Annotated in this window: 19 protein-coding genes; 14 read left to right on the top strand and 5 right to left on the bottom strand. The window is 71.0% G+C overall.

Annotated features, from left to right (window positions below):
• Positions 1-167 precede the first annotated feature (167 nt).
• From ACSYGO_RS43855 to ACSYGO_RS43840, 4 genes are all read left to right on the top strand, one after another.
• Entirely contained in the window at positions 168-584 is a 417-nt protein-coding gene (locus ACSYGO_RS43855; RefSeq protein ID WP_426675031.1) for an ester cyclase, read from the top strand.
• Positions 585-862: 278 nt separating this feature from the next.
• The gene (locus ACSYGO_RS43850) at positions 863-1,423 is read left to right on the top strand and encodes a DUF3558 family protein (RefSeq protein ID WP_426675032.1); all 561 of its coding nucleotides are present in this window, start codon (positions 863-865) and stop codon (positions 1,421-1,423) included.
• Between the two features lie 273 nt (positions 1,424-1,696).
• The gene (locus tag ACSYGO_RS43845) at positions 1,697-2,365 is read left to right on the top strand and encodes a hypothetical protein (RefSeq protein ID WP_426675033.1); all 669 of its coding nucleotides are present in this window, start codon (positions 1,697-1,699) and stop codon (positions 2,363-2,365) included.
• 652 nt (positions 2,366-3,017) lie between these two features.
• The gene (locus tag ACSYGO_RS43840) at positions 3,018-3,863 is read left to right on the top strand and encodes an alpha/beta fold hydrolase (protein WP_460390147.1); all 846 of its coding nucleotides are present in this window, start codon (positions 3,018-3,020) and stop codon (positions 3,861-3,863) included.
• A gap of 180 nt (positions 3,864-4,043) precedes the next feature.
• Here the strand turns inward: ACSYGO_RS43840 and ACSYGO_RS43835 are convergent, their stop codons facing one another.
• The 5 genes from ACSYGO_RS43835 to ACSYGO_RS43815 form a co-directional block, all read right to left on the bottom strand.
• Complete coding sequence (locus tag ACSYGO_RS43835) at positions 4,044-5,225, bottom strand: hypothetical protein (protein WP_460390146.1); 1,182 nt, start codon at positions 5,223-5,225, stop codon at positions 4,044-4,046.
• A gap of 217 nt (positions 5,226-5,442) precedes the next feature.
• Positions 5,443-6,063, bottom strand: a complete 621-nt coding sequence (locus tag ACSYGO_RS43830) for an Rv1733c family protein (RefSeq protein ID WP_435222029.1) — start codon at positions 6,061-6,063, stop codon at positions 5,443-5,445.
• Positions 6,064-6,295: 232 nt separating this feature from the next.
• Complete coding sequence (locus ACSYGO_RS43825) at positions 6,296-7,114, bottom strand: rod shape-determining protein (RefSeq protein ID WP_460390145.1); 819 nt, start codon at positions 7,112-7,114, stop codon at positions 6,296-6,298.
• Entirely contained in the window at positions 7,111-7,485 is a 375-nt protein-coding gene (locus ACSYGO_RS43820) for a TraR/DksA family transcriptional regulator (RefSeq protein ID WP_460390144.1), read from the bottom strand. Before ACSYGO_RS43820 ends, ACSYGO_RS43825 begins: the two co-directional genes overlap by 4 nt.
• Positions 7,486-7,531: 46 nt before the next feature.
• Complete coding sequence (locus ACSYGO_RS43815; RefSeq protein ID WP_426675039.1) at positions 7,532-7,843, bottom strand: TraR/DksA family transcriptional regulator; 312 nt, start codon at positions 7,841-7,843, stop codon at positions 7,532-7,534.
• Between the two features lie 354 nt (positions 7,844-8,197).
• On the opposite strand from ACSYGO_RS43815, the gene ACSYGO_RS43810 reads away from it, so the two are divergent.
• The 10 genes from ACSYGO_RS43810 (at position 8,198) to ACSYGO_RS43765 (ending at position 21,359) form a co-directional block, all read left to right on the top strand.
• Positions 8,198-9,199 carry a HAMP domain-containing sensor histidine kinase gene (locus ACSYGO_RS43810; RefSeq protein ID WP_460390143.1) on the top strand — a complete coding sequence of 334 codons (1,002 nt, stop codon included), beginning with the start codon at positions 8,198-8,200 and terminating at the stop codon, positions 9,197-9,199.
• A gap of 2 nt (positions 9,200-9,201) precedes the next feature.
• Complete coding sequence (locus ACSYGO_RS43805; RefSeq protein ID WP_460390142.1) at positions 9,202-9,885, top strand: response regulator; 684 nt, start codon at positions 9,202-9,204, stop codon at positions 9,883-9,885.
• A gap of 162 nt (positions 9,886-10,047) precedes the next feature.
• A complete protein-coding gene (locus ACSYGO_RS43800; RefSeq protein WP_460390141.1) occupies positions 10,048-10,455 on the top strand; it encodes a hypothetical protein in 408 nt (135 codons plus the stop codon).
• A 74-nt stretch (positions 10,456-10,529) separates the two neighbouring features.
• Positions 10,530-12,785, top strand: a complete 2,256-nt coding sequence (gene secD, locus ACSYGO_RS43795) for a protein translocase subunit SecD (RefSeq protein ID WP_460390140.1) — start codon at positions 10,530-10,532, stop codon at positions 12,783-12,785.
• A gap of 242 nt (positions 12,786-13,027) precedes the next feature.
• A complete protein-coding gene (locus ACSYGO_RS43790; RefSeq protein WP_426675043.1) occupies positions 13,028-13,480 on the top strand; it encodes a VOC family protein in 453 nt (150 codons plus the stop codon).
• Positions 13,481-14,312: 832 nt separating this feature from the next.
• Positions 14,313-15,791, top strand: a complete 1,479-nt coding sequence (locus ACSYGO_RS43785; protein WP_426675044.1) for a sugar transferase — start codon at positions 14,313-14,315, stop codon at positions 15,789-15,791.
• 82 nt (positions 15,792-15,873) lie between these two features.
• A complete protein-coding gene (locus ACSYGO_RS43780) occupies positions 15,874-17,190 on the top strand; it encodes a nucleotide sugar dehydrogenase (RefSeq protein ID WP_460390139.1) in 1,317 nt (438 codons plus the stop codon).
• Positions 17,180-18,445, top strand: coding sequence for a glycosyltransferase family 4 protein (locus ACSYGO_RS43775; protein ID WP_460390138.1), 1,266 nt, complete (start codon positions 17,180-17,182; stop codon positions 18,443-18,445). Before ACSYGO_RS43780 ends, ACSYGO_RS43775 begins: the two co-directional genes overlap by 11 nt.
• Positions 18,442-19,842 carry a Wzz/FepE/Etk N-terminal domain-containing protein gene (locus ACSYGO_RS43770; RefSeq protein ID WP_426675047.1) on the top strand — a complete coding sequence of 467 codons (1,401 nt, stop codon included), beginning with the start codon at positions 18,442-18,444 and terminating at the stop codon, positions 19,840-19,842. The genes ACSYGO_RS43775 and ACSYGO_RS43770 overlap by 4 nt, the downstream gene beginning before the upstream one ends.
• Entirely contained in the window at positions 19,839-21,359 is a 1,521-nt protein-coding gene (locus ACSYGO_RS43765) for a Wzz/FepE/Etk N-terminal domain-containing protein (RefSeq protein WP_460390137.1), read from the top strand. The genes ACSYGO_RS43770 and ACSYGO_RS43765 overlap by 4 nt, the downstream gene beginning before the upstream one ends.
• Position 21,360: the final 1 nt, after the last annotated feature.

Here is a 21,360-nt window from a genome sequence, read left to right as displayed (position 1 = left end):
CTCGCAGTACATGCATTTTAGAGGAATGCGCATTCCGTCGGCTTTCGGAGGGTCTGCCTCCTAGACATGCCGGGGGCGATCGACCGATGTACGGTCGATGTACGGCGTAGGCGCGGACCTCGCGGCCGACGATCAGGCCGGTGCCCCAGACGCGCCCGGGAGTACCCATGGCTCAGCAAGCGAACATCGCCGCACAGACCGCTTTCGCACAAGCCGTCGTCACCGGCAATCTGGACACCCTCGACGAGGTCGTCGCCCCCGATTCGGTCGACCACGATCCCGCCCCGGGGCAGGCCCAAGGGCCCGACGGGTACAAGGCCATGTTCGGCGAACTACGGACAGCCTTCCCCGACTTGCACGTGGAGGTCGAGCATCTGCTGGCCACCGACGACGAGTTGGCGTTCGCCTACACGATCACCGGGACACATCTGGGCCCGCTCAGGGGGCAGCCGGCGACCGGCAAGAAGGTGAACTACCGGGGCATGCAGATCAGCCGCTTCGACAGCGACGGGAAGCTCGTCGAGCGCTGGGGCAGCAGCGACGAACTCGGCATGCTGCGTCAACTCGGCCTGGCCGAGGTATGACCTGGCCGCTGCTCCGCCCCCTTCCGCCGACCGTCCATGACCACGACGCGCCCCGGCCATACCGCCGGATCAAGGCGGGGTTCTGGCCGGATTTGTCGCGCAGGTTGTAGAGATCTGCGGCGGTCTACGGCGCCGTGAACGGTTTCTGGTGAGAGCAGTGAGAGCCTGGCTCCGGCGAGGGAGCGTCGGTACTGCGCCGCACACCGTGCGTCCGGTGGGGCGTGAGACCGACGGAACCTCCCTTCGGTACGATCCGGACCACAGTGGAATCACGGGGGATGACCATGCGACGTGTGGCGATGACGGCCACGATCCTGGCCTGCGTGCTCGGGCTCGCGGCCTGCGGCGACAGCGACGGTGACAAGGGCACGGGCGGACCGGGCAACGGCGCCGGCGGGAGCTCGGCCGCGCAGGGCGGAAGTACCGGCAAGGGCAAGACGGGTACACCGCTCGCGGACGTCGATCCGTGCACCCTGCTGAAGCCCGCCGATGTACCGCAGCTCAGTCAGGACAACTACGCACAGCCCACGAAGCTGTCCATCCCGGGCAAACCGACGTGCAGCGGTTACGACTTCGCGGTCGAGATCAACGACGGCGGCTCGGACGTCCACGACATGGAGTTCAACAGCTCGCGGGCCAAAGCACTGCCCGACATCAGCGGTCACAAGGCCGTGATGACGCAGACCACGACCGGTTCGGCGAGGGACTGCGCGGTCTCCCTCGACGTCACCGCGCAGGAATACGTCCGCGTCACCGTCACGGCAGGCGACAACCCCACGCAGACGTGCGACATCGCCAAGAAGGCCGCAGAGGTCGTGGCGGGCAGGCTGTCCTCCTGACACGGAGGCCACGCCTCTCGACACCGATCGCGTCGTACTCGGCCGGCCGACGCAGGACGAGCGGCTCCACCCCGAGATCGTCCTGCGATTCCACGGACTGTGCCTGGTCCAGCACGAAGCCAGGGGCGACCGGTTCCGTGGCCGATGCGCTCCCGGTTGGCGGGCGGCCGGGGTGATCGGGTATGTGTACCGGACGGCTGTACGGACGGGGGGAGTTGACCATGGTGGTGCGACGGTGGCGGCCTGCGGTGCCTCATCAGGCGGGGGCCTTTCATGCCTGACTCTCGGCGGTCCCGGCGTCGGCGCGTGGTCTCCGAACTGCGGGCGCAGGGCCGGTACGGGCCCGAACTGCGTGACGTGCTGCCGGTGTTCGCCGGCCTCGGCCTGTCCGTGCTCGGGGCGGTCCTGGGGTTCGTCTGGCTCTACCGCACGCAGGGCGTCGCCTGGTTCGCGCTCGCTCTCGTCGTGGCCGCGGTCGGCGGGAGCGCAGGGCTGCGACTGCGCCGGGGAGTCGTCCGCCGGCGCGGTGGCCGCTACACCGCGGCGGAGCTGGCCGACCTCGACGACCAGGGCCTGATGGTGGCGGCTACGCGCATGTTGCGGCGTGACGGCTATCAGGTGGTCGACCTGACCGCGCGGAAGGGGCGGCCGCGTCTGTACGCCCACGATGCGCAGGGCCGCGAACTCGACGTCGCGTTCCGCCCCGTATCGACGCCGGGTGGGGACGAGACCATCAGCGGGCCCGCTCCGCTGCGAGAGACGGGCCGCCCCGGCACCGGCCACCCGACCAGCATCGTCGTCCATCGCGGCGACTTCAGCCGCGCGGACGTGCTGTGGGCGTCCCGTCAGGACGGCGTCCACCTCCTCGACGGCCACCGGCTGCAGCGCTGGGCCGCGGGGCGGTCGTTGGACGAACTGGGGCTCGCACCGCAGGTGCGGTAGGGCCGGGCCGTTGACGCAAGTCGGCGGGTGGCCGTCGTCGATACGCGCCCGCCGGCCGCTCTCGCCGGTCCACAGGCGGCCCGGACGTCGGGCCTGATGCGATCGCCTGCGCACCCGCCGACGTCTGGTGATGGCCGCAGCCGCAGGTGCGGGCGTATTCCCGCACCCGGACACGCGTGTGGCCCGGCCGGTACGGCCGGCCGGGCCACAGACGAAGACACGGTCGTGAAGGGCGGTCGCCTACGCGGCGAAAGGCACTGCAGGGCTTCAGCCGAACGATCTTCCCTGCAGGCAATAGGTGAGGCCCGGGGACACTGTCCCCTTCACGACCACACTCCTCACAACAGCCGGGACCGGGCAGGCATTCCCGCCCACGAGCACGCGGTGCATGACGCGGGTTTCGGTGTCGAGTTCTCCCGCAGCAGCCGATGCGGGTCCTGACGCGCCTCGCCCGACCCGCAAGCCCCACCGCACAAAACAACCACGCACCATCGCCGGTGGCCTGCACGACGGGTTCAAGATTCCAAGTACTCGATTAAATTGCGCACAATCTAAATGCTCGCTAGGTTTCTCCATGTCGCCCCGGGCACCAGCCCAGAGCGGCAGAACGAGGCGCTGCCGTCAACGCCCGCCGATCAGAAGGAGATCCGCCATGAACCTCAAGTCCCTGCTCCGGCCGATCCGCACCCAGGCCGCCCTGGCGGGCTCCCTCGCCGCCCTGGCCGCCCTGTCCCTGGCGGCCTCCACCTCGGCGAGCGCCGCCGAGAGCGGGCACCACCCGGCCGGCCCGAAGCCCACCGTCGTGCTGGTCCACGGCGCGTTCGCGGACTCCTCCAGCTGGAACGGCGTCATCAAGCGCCTCGAGCACGCGGGCTATCCGGTCATCGCCCCGGCCAACCCGCTGCGCACTCTGGCCGGTGACGCCGCCTACCTGCACAGCGTCCTCAAGAGCGTCGACGGCCCGATCGTGCTCGTCGGCCACTCCTACGGCGGCGCCGTCATCAGCGAGGCCGCCGCCGACACGCCCGCGGTCAAGGCGCTCGTCTACATCGCGGCCTTCGCCCCGGACAAGGGCGAGAGCGCGCTGGAACTGTCCGGCAAGTACCCGGGCAGCACCCTGGGCGAGAACCTCAACCCGGTGCCCTTCCCCCTCGCCGACGGCACCACCGGCACCGACCTGTACATCAAGACCGAGAAGTTCCACGACCAGTTCGCCGCCGACGTGCCCACCGCGCAGACCGACCTGATGGCCGCCACCCAGCGGCCGGTGGCCGCCTCAGCTCTCGAGGAGGAGGCGACCGAAGCCACCTGGAAGACCATCCCCTCCTGGTACCTCGTCGCCACCCAGGACAAGAACATCCCGCCGGCCGCACAGCGCTTCATGGCCGAGCGCGCGCACTCCCGCACCGTCGAGATCAACGCCTCCCACGCCGTCTCCGTCTCCCGCCCCGAAGCCGTCGCCGACCTGATCCAGCAGGCCGCCGCCACGGCCCGCTGACACCAGCCCCCGGACAATCCCCTGCGCCGGCGCGCACCGTCGGCAACTCCCCGGCATCAGAGGGCTGGTACGGCAAACTCCCCGAACGTTTCGAAGCCCCGGACCGCATGAGGTCCGGGGCTTCGTCACGTGAAAGACTGCCCGCAGTCAGAAGCTGGACCGGACAAGTGTCACGGGCCGTCAGGTGGCTTGATCGGCAAGCGTGTTGATGTCGATGACGGCGCGCTGCAGGTCGTCCTGCGGCCGGTGGCCCAGGTCGTCGACCGCCACGATGTTCATATGGCGGGCCAGTTCGGGCGATCGCCACTGCGTCTGCAGCTTGGTGACCAGCTGGGTGTTGAGGCCGTTCGCGAGGTGCATGAGGTAGTTGTCCCGTACGGAGGCCGGGAAGAAGGGTGACAGCAGCCGGATCATGAACAGTTGAGGTATCTGCAGATCCGGCTGGACGATGCTCGACAGGACGAAGAGGCGCCCTTGGTCCGCGCCGGGGTCGCGTGCGAGGGCCTTCTCGTTGAGCGTCAGCGTCTGGTCGTAGATCTGCTGGGGCGGGCTTCCGCTGAAGAAGGACTTGAGGATCTCCCACCAGGACGGGTTTCCCGTCGGGTAGCTGCCGCGGTCGGAGATGCTGTCCGCGTGCCAGGCCCAGGGCTGGTCGACCGCCGCTGAGGAGTCGATGAGCACGACGTTCTTCCCGGCCTTCACGAAGTCGCCGTAGGGAGAGGTCGCGGACAGTTCTGTCCGGGTCGCGACCCGGGAACCGAACAGGTCGCGCAGCCTCGTGATCGGCTCCCCCGCGTCGACGCCCGCAGGAACGGCGGACGACACACTGATGACGACCACCTCCGAGGGGTGCTCGTCGATCCAGCGCTTGACCGAGGCCGCCTCACCCGAGGGACCGTCGAAGAACAGTCCTCCCAACGGGGCGCCGTGGAAGGTCCTCCACTGCCCGCCCTCCTTGCACAGCCGCAGATCGAGATAGCGGGCGCCCTCGTCGAGCTGGCCGGTGAGGCTGCTGCTCTGGGCTCGGGAGATGCTGGCCGCCAGCCGTGGGTCGAGCGAGGCGGCGTTGTAGGACCAGCCGCTGGTGCACAGGCCCGGGTCGGCCGGGATGCTCCAACTGCCGGAGTCGTGACTGCCGGGCATCGCGATCCCGTTCAGCGGCCGGTCGTCGAGATGACTGTGCATCTCGCCCATCCACCGCGACAGGTCCACCGTCGCCGCCGAGGCCCGGCCCGGCGGCGCGGCCGCCGCCTGCGCCGGTCCGCCACCGATCGCCAGTGCCGTCGCGACAAGGAGCAGAGCGACCAGAGCGGCCGCCGAACGCCGTAAGCCGTTGCCGTCCGTTGCACGTCTCGTCTTCATACGCCCTCCTTGGGGGAAGAGGCCGAGGTCGGGCACCGAGGGTAGACGGCGATCCACGACAGGCCCAGACACTCTCCGCGTCAATCGGGTGTGTGCCTGAACAGGCGGCTGCCGAGGGTCATGTGGGCCGTCCGGCTCCGCTCGATCACCGGTCCAGCCACGCAAGGAACGCAGGACGGGGCAACTCGGGCAGGGGTGGACGCCCGGTGGGTCGGGGCTATCGCGATGTCGCCCAGCGCGGTGCTGTCTCCGCCCAGGCCGTGTCCCATGCGGCGAGGTTGCGACGGTGGAGGATGCGGGTGGCGATGCCGTAGGCGGCGGCCGCGGTGGCGTGCACGCCGAGTGCGGCGACGATGCCCGAACTCATGGCGCGGCCGCGGATCTGACCGGGGCTCAGGGGCGGGTCGGTGACCTTTCCGTCGGTGTCGGCCCAGATGCGGACGGTGCTGCCCTTGGACAGTGCCGGCTGGACGTCGGTCGTGGCGGTGCGGGTGCGTCCCTCGGGATCGGTGAAGCGGACCTTGGCCGGGTACCGGGCCTCCTTGGCTTCGGCGGAGCCGGGTTCGGGGTGGCGGGGGACGTCTTCGAGGAGGACGGCGGTGGTCTGGTGGCGGGTCTGGGCCTGGTGCTGGGCGGTGCGGGCGTAGTGACGGTAGGCGGCGTCGCCGCCCAGGAACATGGCGGCCGGGGCGGCTGCCGGCGCGGCCAGGAGAAGGCTCAGACCGATCCATGCCCGGACCTGGTCGCTGCGGCGGCGCAAGGGATTGCGCCGCCGGCGCCACGGCACGACCCGCGGAAGCTCCTGCGGAGGGGGCGGTGAGGGTGTGCGGCGGGGCATGTGTCCTCCTTCCGGCGGTGGACGCACCGGATGCGGGGTGCCGCGGACATCGGGGACGGGGGCGCGGCCTGGGGGGTTTCGTTTGGATCAGGTCGGATCAGGCCGCGGCGTCCGGTGCGGTGCGTCGCACGGCGGAGGACCACCCGCGTACTGGACGTACTCGGGTGGTCCGACAACGCGGCGAGGCGCCGCGCCGGGCGTCGCTGACCCGGGCTAATCCAAACGAAACCCTCTAGAAGGGGCGGACAGTGGGAGGGAAGGAGACGGAAACGGAGGGGTGGCCGCAGGCGGCTTGCAGAAGCTTGGCGGCGCCGCGGACGGCCGCGGTGTGCGGGGCCGGGACCACGCGCGACGGCACGTGCAGCCGCGCGGTGAGGTGATCGGTGATGTCGGGGCGCAGGGCCCCTCCGCCGGCGAGGAGGATGCCGCGGTGGAGGGCGTCGAAGGTGAGGGAGGTGCGGTCCTGGCGGAGCATCTCGGCCAGCATCGACGCCACCGCCTCGGCGAGCTGCTCGGGCGTGGTCGACGCGTCCAGGTCGCTGGTGCCCAGGGCGGTGCGGCGCGCGTCGGTGATGGCGCCGTCGTCCAGAAGCACCGCTTCGGTGAGGTGGGCGCCGATGTCCACCACCATCCGCGGACAGGACAGGTCCGCACCGGCCGCCACGGCGACGGCCCGGGCGCTGGGCACGGTCAGGACGCTGCGCGGCATCAGTACGTCGACCGCGGTGCGGGCCTGGGTGCGGTAGGCGACGCCGTCCAGGACGGGAGTGGTGACGATGACCATGGGGCGGGTGAAGCGGGGCAGGCGGTGTGCGAGCAGCCGCTGCAGCATTCGGGCGCACCCCGGGGTGTCGATGATGGTGCCGCGTTGAATGGGCACCGCGCCGGTGCCGGGGAAGGTCACGGTGGGCACGTCGACGACGACACCTCTGCCCGCGATCCAGGCGCGGGTGCGGGCGCTGCCCATGTCCAGGGCTATGCCGCAGCACCGCCGGGCGATCGGCCACGGCCGGTGCGGGGCGGCGGCGTGCGGGTGGGACGTGCCGGTCATGGGATGGCCTCCTTGACCTGCTGGCAACGGGCGCAGTAGCGGGCCTGCGGCACGATCAGCAGCCGTTCCCGGTCGATGGGGCGTCGACACAGGTGGCAGGTGCCGTACGTGCCGTCGTCCATGCGGGCAAGAGCCGCTTCGACGTCGGCGAGGACCATGTGGGCGGAGGCGGCGAGCTTGATGTGAACCTCGATCTGGGAGGCGGCCCGCTGCTGGAGCCGGTCCTCGGTGCGGGAGGTGACCGGTCCGGAGAGCTGCTGCACCTGCTCCTGGCGGAACAGGCGCTGCTCGCGCAGGTTCTCGCGCAGGGTGGCAAGGTCGTCGGCCGACAACCGTGCCGTGCTCTGGCTGATGGTCTGGTGGTTCACCACTTCACCCCTTTGAGGGCATGGCGCGGGAGAGCGAAAGGAGCGACGGTCAGGTGGTGCGGCGTTGGCAGGCGACGCAGAAGCGGGTGTACGGGAGGATCTCCAGTCGTTCCGCGGGGATGGGCTTGGCGCAGCCCAGACAGGTTCCGTAGGTGCCGTTCGCGATGCGGGCGAAGGCCCCCTCGATCTCTTTCAGGGCCCGCTGCATCGCGGCCTTCTGCTCGGACAGCAGGTAGTCGTCCGAGGTCTGTCCGGTCACGTCGAGGGCCTGCAATTGCGCCAGCCGGGAGTTGCGGGCGTGTTCCAGGCGCTGTCGTGCCTCGTGCAGGTGGGGTTCGGCCCGGGTGACATCGAGGGACATCGTCGATCCTGTTCTCGAGGACTTGCCACTGGCGCGCTGCGGCGCGGGTGGGTGCCGGACGGCGAACTGCCCGGTGGCTGTGCCCGGGCCGCCTGCCGACTGGCTTCTGGTGGCTTCCACCCTGGCCGCGCCGACGACGGATACCTATCGGGCGCGGACCCCATTTGCGGCGGCCCGCGGGATGCATGCGGCACCGTCGTGGGTGGTGCGCGGCGGGGGAAATGGGGTCCGGGCCCCATCGACGGGGCGCTCGGGACGGGGCAGGCTGTCCTGAAGATCACTTCGGGCGCCCGACAGCGTGCATGCGGCGGGCTGCATAGTGGAGGTGAAGCGAGAAGGGGAGGCGTAGGACCGGTGTCGTTGTTCTGGCGGATGTTCGCACTCAACGCCGTGGTGCTGGGTACAGCCACGGCGCTGCTGCTGTGGGCTCCGGTGACGGTCTCCGTGCCGGTTCTGCTCACCGAGGCGGTCATTCTGGTCGGCGGTCTGGCCGTCATGCTGGTCGCCAACGCCGCGTTGCTGCGGCTGGGTCTGGCCCCTTTGGACCGGCTCACCCATCTGATGACCACCGTGGACCTGCTGCGTCCGGGCCAGCGCCTGCCCGCCTCCGGCGGCGGCGAGGTGGCCCAGGTGATCCGCGCGTTCAACGCGATGCTGGAGCGGCTGGAACACGAGAGGGCCACCAGCAGTGCCCGGGCGCTGCTGGCCCAGGAGGCCGAACGCCGCCGCATCGCCCAGGAACTGCACGACGAGGTCGGCCAGAGCATGACCGCGATTCTGCTGGGCCTCAAGCGCGCGGCGGACGACGCTCCCGCGCCGCTGCGCGAGGAGCTGCAGGAGATGCAGGAGATCACCCGGGAGAGCCTGGACGAGGTCCGTCGCCTGGTGCGCCGGCTGCGGCCCGGCGTGCTGGACGATCTGGGTCTGGTCAGCGCTCTGACCTCGCTCACCGAGGACTTCGCCACCCACACCGGGCTGCAGGTCACCCGCCGTTTCTCCGCCGACCTTCCGGCCCTCGCGCCGGAGACGGAACTGGTGCTGTACCGCGTCGCCCAGGAGTCCTTGACCAATGTGGCCCGCCACGCCGACGGCCAGCGGGTCACCGTGGCCCTGTGCCACACGGACGACACTGTGGTGCTGACGGTCACCGACGACGGCTCCGGTATCCAGGCCCCCCGCGAGGGCGCCGGCATCCGCGGCATGCGCGAGCGCACCCTGCTCATCGGGGGCAGCCTCGAGATCGCCCCGGCGCCCGGCACGAGCACGAGCACGAGCACCGGCACGGGCACGAGCACCAGCGCGGGCACCGGCACCCGGATCCGGCTCACCGCGCCCGTACCCAGGAAGCAGCCCTGACCATGCCCGACACGACCATGACCCCCAGGACGGGAACGGGCACGATCCGCATCCTCCTCGCCGACGACCACGCCCTGGTCCGCCGCGGTGTGCGGCTCATCCTCGACCAGGAACCGGACCTCGAAGTGGTCGCCGAGGCCGGTGACGGCGCCGAGGCCGTCGGACTGGCCCGCACCCACGACGTCGACCTGGCCGTGCTCGACATCGCCATGCCCCGTATGACCGGCCTGCAGGCCGCCCGCGAACTGGCCGCCCTCAAGCCGGATCTGCGGATCCTGATGCTCACCATGCACGACAACGAGCAGTACTTCTTCCAGGCCCTGAAGGCCGGAGCCAGCGGCTACGTGCTGAAGTCCGTCGCCGACCGGGACCTGGTCGCCGCCTGCCGTGCCGCGATGCGGGACGAGCCCTTCCTGTATCCCGGCGCGGTCACCGCCCTGATCCGCAACTACCTCGACAGGGCCCGCCACGGCGAGGAGACCCCCGAGCAGATCCTCACCCCCCGCGAGGAGGAGGTCCTCAAGCTGGTGGCCGAGGGGCACTCCTCGAAGGAGATCGCCGAGCTGCTGTTCATCAGCGTCAAGACCGTCCAACGGCACCGTGCCAACCTGCTGCAGAAACTCCGTCTGCGCGACCGTCTGGAACTCACCCGCTACGCCATCCGCGCCGGACTGATCGAGCCCTGATCTCCTTGCCGGGCTCGGCCTGATCGAGCCCTGATCGCCCTTCCGGTCCGGGCCTGATCGAGCGCCGATCGCTCCACCGGTTCCGGCCCGCGGCCGCCTGCTCCCGAACGGAACACCCCAGCCCGGCCGACACCCGCACGCCACGAGGAAAGGGGACGGGGCATGCACCACGCTGCGCGCGTCGCCCACGGCACGAGGAGCGCTCCGCACCCCGCCGTCGCCGTACTGGCGGCCCTCATCCTGACGCTGCTCGTCGCGCTCGGCCTCGCCGGGCCCGCCACGACGGGCGGCCCGGAGGCCGGTGTGGTGGCAGCGGGCCACCACCTCGACACCGGGTCGCGCGCCGACGAAGGATGCGACACCCTCTGCGCCGTCCGGGCGGCAACCCGTCAAGAGCCGCACCGCGAGCACCCTGCTCCGCGCTGCCACCTCGCCGTCCGCCCCCAGGGCACGGACCTCGCCCCACCCGGCTCCGCGCGGTTCCCGACGCCGAATCGGCGCATTCCCTCCCCTCAGCCTCACAGGCTCCATGACCGTGGGCGGGCACCTCCCGCGGCCTCCGGCATCTGACACCCCTTCTCCCTCATCTCGACAGCACCCGGCCGCGCCCGCGCGGCCCCGGTGCGCCTGCCGGAGGCCCCGCGTTGAACCGCTCCCTGCGCGTGAGGGCGCTGCTCGCCCTCGCCGTGATCGCCCTGTCCCTGTACGTCGCCGTCACCGTGCCGGTCCGCCTCGGACTGGACCTGCGCGGCGGCACACAGATCGTGCTGCAGACCCGCTCCTCCCCCACCACCGAAGCCGACCGCGCGGCCACCGACCGCACCCTGGAGGTGCTGCGCGGCCGCATCGACGCACTCGGCGTCGCCGAACCCAGCCTCGTCCGCTCGGGCGAGAACCGGATCATCGCCGAACTGCCCGGTGTGCAGGACCCGAAGAAGGCCGCCGACGTCCTGGGCCGTACCGCGCAGCTCACCTTCCACCCGGTGCTCGGCACCGGCGACGGCGCGGACGACACCTCCCGGCCCCTGCCGAAGCGGCCCCGGGAAAGCGTCCTGCCCGACGAGTCCGGCACGCCGCTGCGCCTCAGCGCCGCGGCCCTGACCGGCGCACACGTCAAGGAGGCCGCCGCCCGCTTCGACCAACAGGGCGGCGCCGGATGGCACGTCACCGTCGATTTCGAGCGCGCCGGCCGCGACGGCTGGGCCCGCCTGACCGGCGAGGCCGCCTGCCACCCGGCGGGCGACCCGACACGGCGGGTGGCCATCGTCCTCGACGGCAAGGTCATCTCCTCACCCCAGGTCGACCCGTCCGTCGCCTGCCGGACCGGCATCCGTGACGGCGCCACACAGATCACTGGGTCCTTCGGCCCCGAGGAGGCCCGCGAGCTGTCCCTGCTGATCAACGGCGGGGCTCTGCCCGTGCCGGTCGAGACCGTCGAACAGCGCACCGTCGGCCCGACCCTGGGCGCGCAGGCCATCGCGGCCAGCGCCTGGGCGGCGGCCATCGGCACCGTCCTGACCGCGCTGTTCATGATCGTCGTCTACCGGCTGATGGGGGTGCTGGCCGCCGTCGCCCTGGCCTGCTACGGCCTCATCTCCTACGCCGCTCTCGCCGCGCTCGGCGCCACCCTGACCCTGCCGGGCCTGGCCGGTTTCGTCCTGGCGATCGGCATGGCCGTGGATGCCAACGTGCTGGTCTTCGAACGGGCCCGCGAGGAATACGCGACCCGCCGTCGCCCCAGTACCCGCTCGGCGCTGGCGGCCGGGTTCCGCAACGCCTTCAGCGCGATCGCCGACTCCAACATCACCACGCTGATCGCCGCCGCACTGCTGTTCTTCCTCGCCTCCGGGCCCGTGCGGGGCTTCGGCGTCACCCTGGGCATCGGCGTGCTCGCCTCCATGTTCAGCGGCCTGGTGATCACCCGCGTACTCGCCGAGTACGCCACCGGCCGCCCCGGGGTCCGCCGACGCCCCCGTGTCACCGGCATCGCCACCACGGGCGCCGTCCGCGACCGCCTCACCCGCCGCAGCCCCCGCCTGATGCGTCACCCCCGCCGCTGGCTGGCCGCGTCCGCCGCCGTACTCGTCCTGGCCGCCTCGGGCATCGCGGTGCGCGGCGTCGGCCTCGGTGTGGAGTTCACCGGTGGCCGCCTCATCGAGTACGCCACGACTAGCCCCGTCGATCCGGACAGGGCCCGAACCGCGCTCGCGGAGGCCGGATTTCCCCGCGCCGTCGTCCAGTCCTCCGGCGACACCGGCCTGACCGTGCGCACCGATCCGCTGACCGACGCGGAGGAGGCCGAAGTCACGGGCACCGTGCGCGAACTCGCCGACGGGGCGGACAAGGTTCGTGACGAGCTCATCGGGCCCAGCCTCGGCCAGGAGCTGCGGCGCGGCGCGCTGATCGCACTCGCCGTGGCCCTCGGAGGGCAGCTCGTGTATCTCGCGGCGCGCTTCCGCTGGCTGTTCGGCACCGCCGCGGTCGCGGCCCTCGCGCACGACGTGGTGATCCTCGTCGGCGTCTTCGCCTGGCTCGGCAAGCCTGTCGACGGGGTGTTCATGGCTGCCCTGCTCACCGTCATCGGTTACTCGGTCAACGACTCCGTGGTCCTCTTCGACCGCGTAAGGGAACTGGTCCGCAGGTCCCCCAAGGCGCCGCTGCCCGGCATCGCGGACCAGGCGATCCTGCAGACCCTGCCCCGCACCGTGAACACCGGCATGGGCGCCGCCTTCATCCTCACCGCCCTGACCCTGCTCGGCGGGTCCTCACTCACCGACTTCGCGCTGGCGCTCCTCATCGGTCTCGCGATCGGCACGTACTCCTCCGTCTTCACCGCCACTCCCGTGGCCGTGGAACTCCACCGGCGGGGCGACCGGGCTCGCGCACTCCGCCGGCCCTGACCCGACCGGCGGATCCGCCCGTCGGCCCGGCCCCGGCCCGGTGGCACGCAGGAAGGCCACCGGGCCCCACCGGGCATGCCGGGCCGTGGGAGGGCTGGTTCACCGGTGACCCGCGCGGCCACCGGGACTCGAACGTCGGCGCCCCGACACGGCCGGCTCCCCTCGCGGCCGTGTTCCTCCGTGCCCACAGACCCCTATCAGCCACTATGAGTGGAAACATCCTTTTCACCTGGAGGTTCCGCATGCGACATGACGGTTTCCCCGCCCCGGACACCGGGCTGCTCGTGACTCACTTCCTGACGGTGACCGACGTGGCGCGATCCCGCGCCTTCTACACCGACGTTCTCGGCGGCGAGGTGGTACTCGAGGAGAACCCCTGCACCATCAAGCTCGCCAACGGATGGATCATCATGAACCCCGGCGGCGGCCCCACACCGGACAAGCCGGACGTCACCCTGCGCCCGCCCACCGACCCGAACACGGTCAGCTGCTTCCTCAACCTCCGCGTCGCCGACATCGAGGCATGCCACCGGGAGTGGAGCGCCAAGGGGGCCGAATTCCTCACGCCCCCCATCGATCGCAAGGCCGAGCTGCGGTGCTACTTGCGCGACCCGGACGGCTATCTCATCGAAGTCGGGCAGGCCACCGGCATGCTGCGCGGCGTCTACGCCGACCCGCCCGCCGGCACGAGCTAGACCCTTGGACGGCTCCGGGCGGTCAGGCCGATGCGCTCGCACACTGATCAAGGCCCAACTCCGGTGCAGACAGCGACTGGTGGACGGTACGTACGTGCGCCGGTGTGTGCGCCGGTAGCTGCGCCGACACGAGCCCTTGTGCGCCGTTCCCACCAACAGAGCGCACAGCGGCGAGAGTTCGTCCATTCCGGGCACCCGCAGCGACACGTCGGCACGCACGAACACCGGTAAGCGGTTGCCGAATCGGGCGCCCGAAAGGCCCACCGCAGCGCGGTGATCAGCGCCGTATCCAGGCCGGACGCGCCGCTGGAGCACCCGGTGGCGTGAAGGCGCCCATGGGCCGTGGCCGATCAGTGGATGCGGCACCAAATCTTGAGCACAATTTCCACACATCCCTCTCTTCATACTGGCCCCGATGGTCTAGATTGACCGTGCTTCAGCTGTTCGGACACGAGGCGACCAGTAAGGATCTATAGGTCCAGCGCCATGGGAAGCGGGCAGTCCGCGTCCCTGGCGCCGACGTGGGGGTGATCAGTTCTCGGAGCCCGGGAGGGGCCTTGGGTGCGGGGAGCACCCGAGGAGGCGATGGGTTCCGGCGCCTCAGGAGTCCGACAGGGTGTTCAAGTCTGCTGCCGCCAGAGCGGGTTGACCCAGCAGCGCTGAAACAGCCGGGATGTCGTGCGCGAGGGGCGAGGCCTCCCCGGGGGGAGGAACAGCGCGGCGCGGGAGGCGGGGGCCTCCCGGGGGTGGAACAACGGGAGGCGGGGGCCTCCCGAGGGAGAGGAACAGTGTTAGGCGAACACGTCGAACCACTGGGGACCTGGGGGGTTCTGTGCGGCAAGGGGGACTAGTCAGCCCGTTTCCGTCGGCGCGCGAGCGTCTGACGAACGGCGCCAGCAGACAGCCCGCGATCGAATGGGAGCAGCGGTACCGGCGTGCCGTGATGACCAGCGATACCGCGGCCACCGCCTTCGTCGTGGCGGCGATCGGCAAGTTCTTCGGGGCCCGGGACGCGGCCAACTGGCACGAGAAGTGGGGAATCCTCGCGTTCTGCACCGAGCTGCTGGTGCTGGGATCGCTCGCGGTGAGCCGGTCATGGGCTCCGGCCGTACTCGGCCAGGGCGCCGAGGAGTTCCGCCGTCTCGGACGCTCACTGTTCACGGCGACCGTCGTCCTGGCGCTCGGCGGGATCGCCCTCACTTCGCGCAACATCAAGCTCTGGATCTTCGTCGCGATCCCCGCCATCGCGCTCGTCACCATGACCGCGCGGTATCTGCTGCGCCTCTGGCTGCACAAACAGCGCAAGGAAGGGCGGTGCCTGCGGCCGGTGCTCGCGGCCGGGAGCCCCGCCACCCTGCACGACCTGATCACCCGGACCCGCAAGTTCCCGCACCTCGGCTGGCGGGTGGAGGCGGTGTGCACGACGGACGGACTCGCTCCCGACGGTGACCAGATCGACGGAGTACCCGTCGTCGGGCACCTGGCGGACGTCGCGGGCCACGTCCACCGCGACGGCTACCGCGTCGTCGCGGTCACACCGGACCCGCACTGGTCACCCGACCGGCTGCAACGGCTGGCCTGGAACCTCGAAGGCAGCGACGCCGAGATGGTCGTGGCCCCCGTGCTGATGGAAGTGGCCGGCCCGCGGCTGCACATCGACGCGGTGCTCGGAATCCCGCTGCTGCGGGTCAGCATGCCGACCTTCACCGGGGGCCGCCGGGCGGTCAAGGCCCTCGTCGACCGAATGGGCGCAGCGATCCTGCTGCTGCTGTTCGCACCGCTGATGGTGTTCGTCGGGCTGCTCGTGCTGGCGGACAGCCGGGGCGGAGTGTTCTACCGCCAGAGACGCGTCGGCAAGGACGGCCGCGAGTTCACGATTCTCAAGTTCCGCACCATGGTCGCCGGTGCCGACCGCGCCCGTGCCGAGCTCGCCGACCGCAACGAGGGCGCGGGCCTGCTGTTCAAGCTCCGCAGGGATCCGCGGGTGACCCGGGTGGGGGCGGTGCTGCGCCGGTACTCGATCGACGAGCTCCCGCAGCTCTTCAACGTACTCACCGGATCGATGTCGCTCGTCGGTCCGCGGCCTCCGTTACCGGAGGAGTCCGCCGCATACGGCCCGGACATCCGGCGTCGCCTGCTGGTCAAGCCCGGCCTCACCGGCCTGTGGCAGATCAGCGGACGCAGCGACCTGTCGTGGGAGGAGGCGGTCCGGCTGGACCTGCGGTACGTGGAGGACTGGTCGCTCGCCCTGGACACGGTGATCTTGTGGAAGACGCTGCGTGCGGTGCTCTACGGGCAGGGGGCGTACTGATGCGTGGGGGTCAGCAGGGGCTTCGCACTGCCGACGCAGGGATCGCAGGCCGGGAGGGCCTGCCTGGGGGGAGGAACGAGTCGTGAGAGTCAGCGTTTTCGGGCTCGGCTACGTGGGCTGTGTGTCGGCCGCGTGCCTGGCCAGCATGGGCCACGAGGTCATCGGGGTGGACGTCAACCAGGTGAAGGTCGACCTGGTCAACGACGGCAAGGCCCCGGTGGTCGAGGAACGGATCGGCGAGCTCATCGCCGACGTCGTACGGACCGGAGCATTACGCGCCACCGCCGACGTCCGCGAGGCCGTCATGAACAGCGAGGTGTCGCTGGTCTGCGTGGGCACGCCGTCGGAGCCCAACGGCAGCCTGTGCACCACGTACTTGGAGCGGGTCACCGAGCAGATCGGCGCCGCGCTGGCCGAGCGGGGTGGTCGGCACACCGTCGTGTTCCGCAGCACCATGCTGCCGGGCACCTGCCTGAACCTGCTGGTACCGATCCTGGAGAAGTACGTCGGCGGCACCGCCGGCGTGGACATCGGGGTCGCGGTCAATCCGGAGTTCCTGCGCGAGGGCACGAGCGTGCGGGACTTCTTCGACCCGCCCAAGACCGTCGTCGGCGAGCTCGACGCGGCAAGCGGCGATGCGGTGCTGGCCCTGTACGACGGCCTGCCCGGCGAGGTGTTCCGGGTGCCGATCCCGACGGCCGAGGCGATCAAGTACGCGGACAACGCGTTCCACGGCCTCAAGATCGGCTTCGCGAACGAACTGGGTGCGGTGTGCCAGGCACTCGGCGTGGACTCGCACCAGGTGATGGACGTCTTCCTGGCCGACCGCAAGCTGAACATCAGCCCCGCCTACCTGCGGCCCGGCTTCGCCTTCGGTGGCTCCTGCCTGCCCAAGGACCTGCGCAGCCTGGTCCACGCGGCACAGCGGGCCGACGTCTCCGTGCCCATCCTCTCCCACGTGCTGCCCTCCAACTCCGACCATCTGCAGCGCGCGGTGGAGCTGGTCGAGCGCGCCGGCAAGCGCCGGGTGGGCCTGTTCGGACTGTCCTTCAAGCCCGGCACCGACGACCTCCGCGAGAGCCCGCTCGTCGAGCTGGCGGAAAGGCTCTTCGGCAAGGGGTACGACCTCAAGATCTACGACGCCAATGTGAGCCTCTCCCGGCTCCTCGGCGCGAACCGCGAGTACATCGAGAGCCGGCTGCCGCACCTCGCGCAGCTGCTCGCGGACTCCGTCGACGAGGTGCTCGAGCACGCCGAGGTGTGCCTGGTCGGGACCCGGGATCCGGCCGTGCTCTCGGTACTGCCGCACGGCGACAGCCCGGTGATCGTCGATCTCATCCACCTTCCCGACGCCGAGGCGCGTCAGGCCGAACCGGGGTACATGGGCCTTGCTTGGTAACACGACCAGTGGCGACCGGCAGGACCGGCGCGCACTGATCCTGGTGGAGAACCTGTCGGTGCCCTTCGACCGGCGGGTGTGGCAGGAATGCACGACACTGCGCGACGCCGGCTGGACGGTGCACGTCATCTGTCCTCAGGGAAGCAAGCGGGACACGGAGCCGGAGGCCGAGATCGACGGGGTGCGCATCCACCGCTACCCGTTGCGCGCGGCCACCGGAGGGCCGGCCGGCTATCTCCAGGAGTACGGCACGGCGTTGTGGCACACGCTCCGGCTGGCCCGCAAGGTCGGCCCGGTCGACGTGGTCCACGCCTGCAATCCGCCCGACCTGCTGTTCCTGCCGGCGCTGTGGCTGAAGCGGCGTGGCGCGCGGTTCGTCTTCGACCAGCACGACCTCGTACCCGAGTTGTATCTTTCCCGGTTCGACCGCGGCAAGGATCTGCTCTACCGCGCCGTGTGCGCACTGGAACGGCGGACCTACCGGGCCGCGGACGTCGTGCTCGCCACGAACGAGAGTTACCGGGACGTCGCGCTGCGCCGCGGCGGCAAGCGGCCGGCGGACGTCTTCGTGGTGCGCAGCGCGCCCGACATCGAGCGGTTCCACCCGGTGCCGCCCGAGCCGGAGTTGAAGCGCGGCAAGCCCCATCTGCTGTGCTACCTGGGGGTCATGGGCCCGCAGGACGGTGTCGACTACGCCTTGCGGGCCCTCGCGAAGCTGCGCGACGAGGTCGGGCGGACCGACTGGCACGCGGTGTTCGTCGGCGCCGGCGACGCCTTCGACGCGATGGTGGAGCTGTCCCGGAAGCTCGGGCTCGCGGAGCAGGTGCAGTTCACCGGGCGCATCCCGGACGCCGACCTGGTGCGCTACCTGTCGACCGCGGACGTGTGCCTCTCCCCCGACCCGCACAATCCGCTCAACGACGTGTCGACCATGAACAAGGTCCTGGAATACATGGTGATGGGCCGGCCCATCGTCTCGTTCGAGCTCCGTGAGGCGCGCGTCTCCGCCGGTGACGCCGCCGTCTACGCGCCCGCCAACGACGAGGCCGAGTTCGCCCGGCTCATCGCGCTGCTGCTGGACGATCCGGAGAAGCGGGCCCTGATGGGCAAGATCGGCCAGGAGCGGATCAGCGGGCCGCTCTCCTGGCGGAACTCCCAGCGCTCGCTGCTCGCCGCCTACACCGCCGCCTGCCGTGACGACGCTCTGGTGCCGTCGACGGGCCCCGACCGCGCAGGGCGGAGGCCGCACCGTTGAACGACGACACGATACGCCTGGTCACGATCGGGCGGATTATCCGTCGGCGCTGGCGTCTTCTCACCATCCTCGCCGTGGTGGGTGCGCTCGTCGGATACGGCACCTCCTTGCTGTTTCCTCCGCGATACACGACGTCGGCATCGGTACTGCTGCCGGGGGCGTGGGAGGAGCGCGAGCTGCTGACGCAGACGGAGATCGCAACCAGTTCGGTGGTGCTCGACCACGCGGCCGACACCCTCCACTGGAGCGGTGTCAGCGGCGGCGATCTGCGGGATCGGGTCAGCGCCAAAGCGGCCGACGGGAACATCATCAAGATCTCGGGCACGGCCGACACCCCGGAGCGCGCGCAGCAGCTCTCCGACCAGGTGGCCCAGCAGTTCGTCACCTTCGCCGCGCGGCTGGTGGACGACAACACCGACCCCGAAGAGGCGGCGCAGCTCGAGGAACTCCAGCAGATGGTGGTGCAGACCAGCCGCCGCATCACCGATCTGGCCGATTCGGCCGATCCGGGGCAGACCGTGGAGAGCGTGCAGACCCGCACCGAGCTCGAGAAGCTGCGCACCTCGCTGCAGGAGGCCATCACCAAGCTGGACCAGGCCGACCCGGCTTCCAACAAGGCCAACATGGTCGTCATGGGGACGGCGGCCCGGCCGACCGGCGAGGCACCGCCGACGAGGACCCAGCTCATCGTCGGTGGGGCGCTGCTGTTCTTCCTGCTCGCGGTCATCGGCCATCTCACCGCCGCACGGATGAGTCGCCGACTGCGCACCCAACCGGAGATCGCCGCCGCGCTGGGCTCGGCGCTGCTGGGTACCGTCGACGTACCCGGTGAACGGACCGCGCACCGACCGGAGGACCGTGGCCCGTGGGCCCGGATGCGCCGGCTGCTGGGCGTCGACGTCCGGTGGGACGTACCGGCCCCGCGGACGTCCGGCGACGAGGCCAGCAGGCAGATCCGCTACCGGCGGGTGTGCGCCCGCCTCCGGGACGAACTGCCGGCTCCCCGACGGCTGCTGGTGGTCGTCCCGGACGGCGACGAGATCGCCCGCCGGGCCGCCGGGCAGCTCGTCTCCGTGGCCGAGAGCGATCCTTCCCTCAGCTCCTCGAACGGGGAATACCCCATGATGCTGCGGGTGGTGGGGGTTTCGGTGTCCCAGCCGATGGTGCCGGACCGCGGCGACGAGTCCGGTGCCCTGGTCGTGCTCAGCGCGGGCAGCTGGACCGCAGGGGAGCTCGCCGGCATCGCCGACGCGTGTGCGGACGCCGAGCACGAGGTCGTCGGCGTCGTCCTCGCCGGCCTGGTCCAGGCCCGTCCGACGCGGTCCGCCGGACGTCCTCGGGATGCCGCCACGCCGGTGCTCGCGGTTGGGTACGACGCGAAGGGAAGTTCAGGGTGACGACGAGTACGACTTCGGAGTCGTCGGCCGCAGCTCCACTGCTCGATCTGCAGGCACTGGTGGTGGCGGTGCGCAGGCGGCGCCGCTTCTGGTGCTCCGTAGGGCTGCTGGGGCTGCTCGTGGGCGGGGCGTCGGCGGTGCTGATGCCGCCGTCGCCGACCGCGGTGACCAAGGTGCTGGTCGCGCATCAGGAGGACCAGCCGAACGACCCCGGAACGCTGATCCGCACCGACGTGGCGCTGCTGCAGACCACACGGATCGCCGACAAGGCCCTGCGATCCCTCGACTCCCGTGAAAAGCCCGAGGACTTCATGCGGGACTACGGGGCCGTCGGCTTGACCAACAACCTGATGCAGATCACTGTCACGGCCGACAGCGACGCGGAAGCGGTGGCGCGCGCCAAGGCGCTGGCCGACGCGTTCGTGGCGGACCATGTCCGGCGGATACAGGCAGCCGCGGACGCCGAGTCCAAGGCCCTGCTCGACCAGCGTGACCGGATGCGGAACGAACTCGCCAAGGTCAACAAGTCGATCGGTGACGCATCGCCGGACAGCGGGCCGAAGGCGTCGGCGAACCTGGAGTCGCTCTTCGCCCGCCGGGCCGAACTCACCTCGCGGATCACCGATTTCGGCCAGCGCGCCGAGGAGGCACGCATCGGCACGCCCCAACTCGTCGCGGGCACACAGGTCGTGGACGCGCCGCGCGCGGTACGGCACTCTCTGCCCAGGACCGCTGCCACCAACGCCGCGATCGGGCTCGTCCTCGGGCTCGTCCTGGGGCTCGCGGTGGCCGCGGTCGGCACGGTGGTGGCGGACCGCCCCGTGCTGCGCCGGGACATCGCGGCGAACCTCGGCGCCTCGGTCATCTCGGAACTGCCCCGCCGCTCGGGCAGGTTGTGGCGGCGCCGACGGATCCGGGCGGCACGCGAACGGCTCACCACGTCCCTGGCCCGCACCGTCCGCGGCTCCGCGGATCCGGTGTCGCTGCTGGAACTGGGCTGTGCGCGCAGCACGAGCGTGATCGCCCTGGACCTCGCCAGAGCACTGGCGGCGGACGGGCCCGTGGTCGTCATCGACGGTCTCCCCGGCCCGCAGCTCGCGAGGCGCCGTCCGAGACCGGGAGACCCGACCGTGGTCGGCGGCGAGCGTGCCGCGGCCCTGTCGCCTCAAGAACTCCGGGTCGGTGTCGGCTCGGTGGCGCCCGGCACGGCGTGGACCGACCTCCAGTATCTCGGCACGCAGACCGTGCTCGTCGTGCGTGCCGGACACGGCAGCGCCGCATGGCTGCACACCGTGGCACGGCAGCTCGCGGACCAGTCCATTGCGGTGATCGGTGTGGTGCTGATCGACCCCGATCCGCGTGACCGGACCGACGGCACGCTGTGGGACGGGCTGCACACCGCGCTGCGCGGCCAGAACGAGCGGCTGGCCCGGCAGAACGGGACCGGCCGACGGCGGGCCGAGCGGCTGCCGATGTGGGCCACACGGGGCCCGGACAGCGACCAGGAGGCGCGCTAGC

Source organism: Streptomyces krungchingensis (assembly GCF_054729265.1).
Note: the sequence above shows the minus strand (reverse complement) of the source record. Positions and strands in the feature narration are given on the sequence as shown.

Coding starts and splice junctions, on each gene's coding strand:
- ACSYGO_RS43855 (WP_426675031.1), top strand. CDS start 168: ATGGCTCAGCAAGCGAACATCGCCGCACAGACCGCTTTCGCACAAGCC.
- ACSYGO_RS43850 (WP_426675032.1), top strand. CDS start 863: ATGACCATGCGACGTGTGGCGATGACGGCCACGATCCTGGCCTGCGTG.
- ACSYGO_RS43845 (WP_426675033.1), top strand. CDS start 1,697: ATGCCTGACTCTCGGCGGTCCCGGCGTCGGCGCGTGGTCTCCGAACTG.
- ACSYGO_RS43840 (WP_460390147.1), top strand. CDS start 3,018: ATGAACCTCAAGTCCCTGCTCCGGCCGATCCGCACCCAGGCCGCCCTG.
- ACSYGO_RS43835 (WP_460390146.1), bottom strand. CDS start 5,225: ATGAAGACGAGACGTGCAACGGACGGCAACGGCTTACGGCGTTCGGCG.
- ACSYGO_RS43830 (WP_435222029.1), bottom strand. CDS start 6,063: ATGCCCCGCCGCACACCCTCACCGCCCCCTCCGCAGGAGCTTCCGCGG.
- ACSYGO_RS43825 (WP_460390145.1), bottom strand. CDS start 7,114: ATGACCGGCACGTCCCACCCGCACGCCGCCGCCCCGCACCGGCCGTGG.
- ACSYGO_RS43815 (WP_426675039.1), bottom strand. CDS start 7,843: ATGTCCCTCGATGTCACCCGGGCCGAACCCCACCTGCACGAGGCACGA.
- ACSYGO_RS43805 (WP_460390142.1), top strand. CDS start 9,202: ATGCCCGACACGACCATGACCCCCAGGACGGGAACGGGCACGATCCGC.
- ACSYGO_RS43800 (WP_460390141.1), top strand. CDS start 10,048: ATGCACCACGCTGCGCGCGTCGCCCACGGCACGAGGAGCGCTCCGCAC.
- ACSYGO_RS43790 (WP_426675043.1), top strand. CDS start 13,028: ATGCGACATGACGGTTTCCCCGCCCCGGACACCGGGCTGCTCGTGACT.